This window comes from Flavonifractor plautii ATCC 29863, from assembly GCF_000239295.1.
In the GTDB taxonomy this organism is placed as follows: Bacteria; Bacillota; Clostridia; order Oscillospirales; family Oscillospiraceae; genus Flavonifractor; species Flavonifractor plautii.
The window spans coordinates 1-3,434 of sequence record NZ_JH417723.1 but is presented as its reverse complement, the minus strand read 5'-3'; the positions used below and the strand labels follow the sequence as shown (position 1 = coordinate 3,434).

The window sequence follows — 3,434 nt, the reverse complement described above, 5'->3', positions numbered from 1 at the left end:
TCACCGTCCAATATGTTTGACAAACCTACATACCAATTTTCTTTGATCTCCAGCATCTCCATCTCGCTGAGATCGTAAAGCGGGGACCCTTTTGCGTGCTCCTTGATCGCTTCTACATCACAGGAGGTATCCTCGGAGTAAATGATATAAACGTGCGTCATATAAAATTGGCCGTCGTCCTCTTTGCTTTCACCAGTTGAATATTGAAAGAAGGCCACATCTTCGCTGCCCTTGGCGCCACCTGTCATATCCGCATATCGGGCCATCTGCTCCCCGCTGTGGATTCTATCGACGGTCGATTGATAGCCTTGTATTTTGAGATCCACTATGACCTGCTCGATTGCGGGAGACAGGCAGCCAATGAAACTCCCAGCCAGGAATACGATCAGACACCACAGGATGGAGAGCACACAATTTCTGATATATCTCCGGTTCCTCCTGCGTCTGACCGCCTGCACAATAAACATAACCAGCAAGACCGGGAGCACCAGCAGTCCAAAAAAGAAGTGTGAAAAAGCAAGAAGTATGGCAATGAGCTTATAAAAGCCAAAGACGATTCCGCCGCAAGTCTGGACAATCTGATAGAAACTAACAACAAACACATCTATGGTAAAAAGAACTGCAAGGAGCACTCCCGCTATGGGGATTTCCCTCTTTTGCCGCCCCTTTTGCGTTATTTGATCCATCACTTTCTCCTTTCCTGTCGTCACTTATGCAAGAAAGCATTGTTTTCTAAAAAGTGCAACTCTTGTGGCTTACACAAACCAACACATGGCCTAAGCAGCAAAAGTGCCCCGCGACACCCTGTCACTTGGACAGGCTGACGCAGGGCGCGAAAAGGCCGCAAGGGAGACTCCACATCCACCAGCGGATGTGGTTTCTTCTTCAGCCAAAATCATTTTTTCATATTTGAACAGAACAGCCGTGGACTGTCCCAGTTTTTCTTCCATAGAAAGACCTCGGGTTACAAATTTCTAAATGGGTATACTTTACTATTTTATTATATCACATCATCTGTTTTCTTTGGAAGAGAGATTTGCTCCTCAGCCAAATTTGTGATGTGGATTTTTTCCTTTCTCTTTCCCGTCCCGGCATACTCCAGCAGTTCTCTGGCATTGCTGGCCGGATGCCGCACATAGGCGATGAGAAAATCGCTGCGCTCCACCATATATCGGTTTGCGCGGACGATGGCAAGCCGTTTGGGGACCGTTTCCAGATCCGGCGGATAGAACAGAGCGTCGAACTCCTCTGGCAGATCCACCTTTCTGTTGACTGGGTAATATGGGGTCATCAGCATCAGCGTAATATCCGGGTGCGCTCGCTTGGCCTGCGACAGTGCCCGGATCACCAGACGGTCAAAGCTTCCATACTGTCCCACCACAAATTCAGATACGCCATATTCCGTGATATGACGCTCTATGGTTTCAAGCAGAGTTGGGTACACCCGATCCGGCGTCTCCCTATGCCCTATAAAAAAGCAGTTTCCCATCTGACAGCCCTCATACACAGTCGCAGTCATATTTTATTGATTGTGATTCATAATAGAAATATAAAGCTCACGCCCATTTTAATAATTAAATCACTAATTATTCGTTGTGTGAAGCGAAAGTTGATGATTTAAGTACGAACCCGCAACGCTCCCTTATATTAAAATAATAAACAGAGATTGGAGGGAGAGGATCATGGACGATAACCGCCGCTATGAAGCGTTTGTGCGGGACCGCATCACAGAGCTGCGGGAACAGAAGGGTGTTTCTGAGCATCGGATGAGCCTGGAGCTTGGAAAGAGCGGCTCTTACATCAGAAGCATCACCAATGGAATTTCTATGCCCTCTCTCCGAGAGCTGTTCAACATCATGGAATACTTTGATTTGACGCCAACTCTTTTCTTTGCTCCTATGGACGATCCGGATTCCCTGCGTGGGATCATAGGCAAGAAGCTGCTTGCCCTTCCGGATGAAGACTTGGAGAAAGTAGTTGTTTTTCTGGACTGGATCAGAAAATAACCGCTCCTACTGGCGTTTGACATGAAAAATATGCCGCTCAGTCAGTTCCTGATAGTTTCTGACATGGGCGGTTTCTTTTTTGCGCTCTTGGGGAAAGAACTTCCGGCTATTGAAATTTCAAGCTCTTTCCACTAAAATGGAATTCATCGTCTGTTACCAACCGTTCCAATTACAAAGCGAGGTAGGAAAAAATGAACCAAAAAGAAATCAATGAGCTGCGGCGCCGTTTTCGCCCGGAAAAAAGCGCCATCAGCCGTGTTTATGGATGCTATGTCAACAGCAGTAAAGAGATCGTTTCCGATCTGGACGAATCCCTGGGCATGATGCCGCAGGAGGAGGCCGAGAAGTATTTGAGCCTTTTGAAGAAGGGACTGTCCGGTTCCCTGGGGAAAAACCTCATTGATATCGTATTCTCCACTCAGCAGGTAGTGGACAGTGAGGAACACCGCCTGCTCACCACACTGCGGGATTCCCAGCTTAAGGACAACGAGGCCCGCCAGACCTTTTACCACAAGGTAATTGACAGTCTGGACATGGGGGACAGCAGTTACCTGCTGCTCCTGACCTGTGACAGCTACGATGTTCCCCATCGGGGCAAGGATGATTCCCTGCAAGCGGATGCCTCGGATGAGGTGTTCACCTACATCGTCTGTGTTGTGTGCCCCATCAAGGAGGGCAAGGTAGAGTTGGGATATTTTCCCGGTGACAATGAATTCCACTGTGCTGCCGGGCAAACCGTCGCTCCTCCTGAGCTGGGTTTTCTCTTCCCGGCATTCGATGACCGGGCAGCAAATATCTATAACGCTCTCTTTTACAGCAGGAAGGCCAATGAAATTCACCAGGAGTTCATTGACGCGATCTTCCATGTGGAAGCGCCGATGTCTGCCGTCGAGCAGAAGGAAGCATTCCAGTCAGCTCTGAGCGATGCGTTTGACTGCAGTCTGGAAGTGATGCAGACTGTTCATGAACAGCTGCGTGAGAAAATCAAGGAGCACAGGGAGAGCAGGAGTTTGGAACCCCTGGAGATGAGCGTCTCAGAAATAGGGCAAATTCTTCAAAGCTGCGGGATTGCGGATGAGCAGGTGGCAGCATTCCAGGAAAACTGCGGCGAGCAGTTTGGTTCGGGGGTTGTCCTGAATCCGGCAAACCTGATCGACAGCAGCCGCTTTGAAATCAAGACACCTGAGATCACCATTTCTGCTGATCCAGAGTATAGTTACCTGGTGGAAACTCAAATTATCAACGGGCGCAAGTACCTCCTAATCCCTACTGAAGATGGCGTGGAGGTCAACGGTTTTGCTGTCAGCATTACAGCTGCACAGAAAGACGATTAAATTTCAAAAGCCGGACACAACGCAAGGCGGTATAACCTTTAAGGCCAGATATTGTTTGTTTAAACTGGTTCCAATGTCAAGGACAATTTTTTGA

Annotated in this window: 5 protein-coding genes; 2 read left to right on the top strand and 3 right to left on the bottom strand. The window is 48.3% G+C overall.

Annotated features, from left to right (window positions below; all coding sequences use genetic code 11):
- From HMPREF0372_RS07225 to HMPREF0372_RS07220, 3 genes are all read right to left on the bottom strand, one after another.
- Nucleotides 1-686, bottom strand: a 686-nt coding sequence (locus tag HMPREF0372_RS07225; RefSeq protein ID WP_007490238.1) for a hypothetical protein, incomplete at its 3' end; no start/stop codon positions are given.
- Between the two features lie 90 nt (nucleotides 687-776).
- Nucleotides 777-950, bottom strand: coding sequence for a hypothetical protein (locus HMPREF0372_RS20050; protein WP_007490236.1), 174 nt, complete (start codon nucleotides 948-950; stop codon nucleotides 777-779).
- Between the two features lie 50 nt (nucleotides 951-1,000).
- On the bottom strand, nucleotides 1,001-1,489 hold the full coding sequence (locus tag HMPREF0372_RS07220) for a hypothetical protein (RefSeq protein ID WP_039996860.1): 489 nt from the start codon (nucleotides 1,487-1,489) through the stop codon (nucleotides 1,001-1,003).
- 193 nt (nucleotides 1,490-1,682) lie between these two features.
- Here HMPREF0372_RS07220 and HMPREF0372_RS07215 point away from each other — a divergent pair, with 193 nt between their 5' ends.
- Nucleotides 1,683-2,006, top strand: a complete 324-nt coding sequence (locus HMPREF0372_RS07215; RefSeq protein WP_007490231.1) for a helix-turn-helix domain-containing protein — start codon at nucleotides 1,683-1,685, stop codon at nucleotides 2,004-2,006.
- Between the two features lie 191 nt (nucleotides 2,007-2,197).
- Entirely contained in the window at nucleotides 2,198-3,340 is a 1,143-nt protein-coding gene (locus tag HMPREF0372_RS07210; RefSeq protein ID WP_007490229.1) for a DUF4317 domain-containing protein, read from the top strand.
- The last annotated feature ends 94 nt before the right edge of the window (nucleotides 3,341-3,434 follow it).

Excerpts from the sequence above, each read along its gene's own strand:
- HMPREF0372_RS20050 (WP_007490236.1), bottom strand. The coding sequence starts at position 950 with ATGGAAGAAAAACTGGGACAGTCCACGGCTGTTCTGTTCAAATATGAA.
- HMPREF0372_RS07220 (WP_039996860.1), bottom strand. The coding sequence starts at position 1,489 with ATGGGAAACTGCTTTTTTATAGGGCATAGGGAGACGCCGGATCGGGTG.
- HMPREF0372_RS07215 (WP_007490231.1), top strand. The coding sequence starts at position 1,683 with ATGGACGATAACCGCCGCTATGAAGCGTTTGTGCGGGACCGCATCACA.
- HMPREF0372_RS07210 (WP_007490229.1), top strand. The coding sequence starts at position 2,198 with ATGAACCAAAAAGAAATCAATGAGCTGCGGCGCCGTTTTCGCCCGGAA.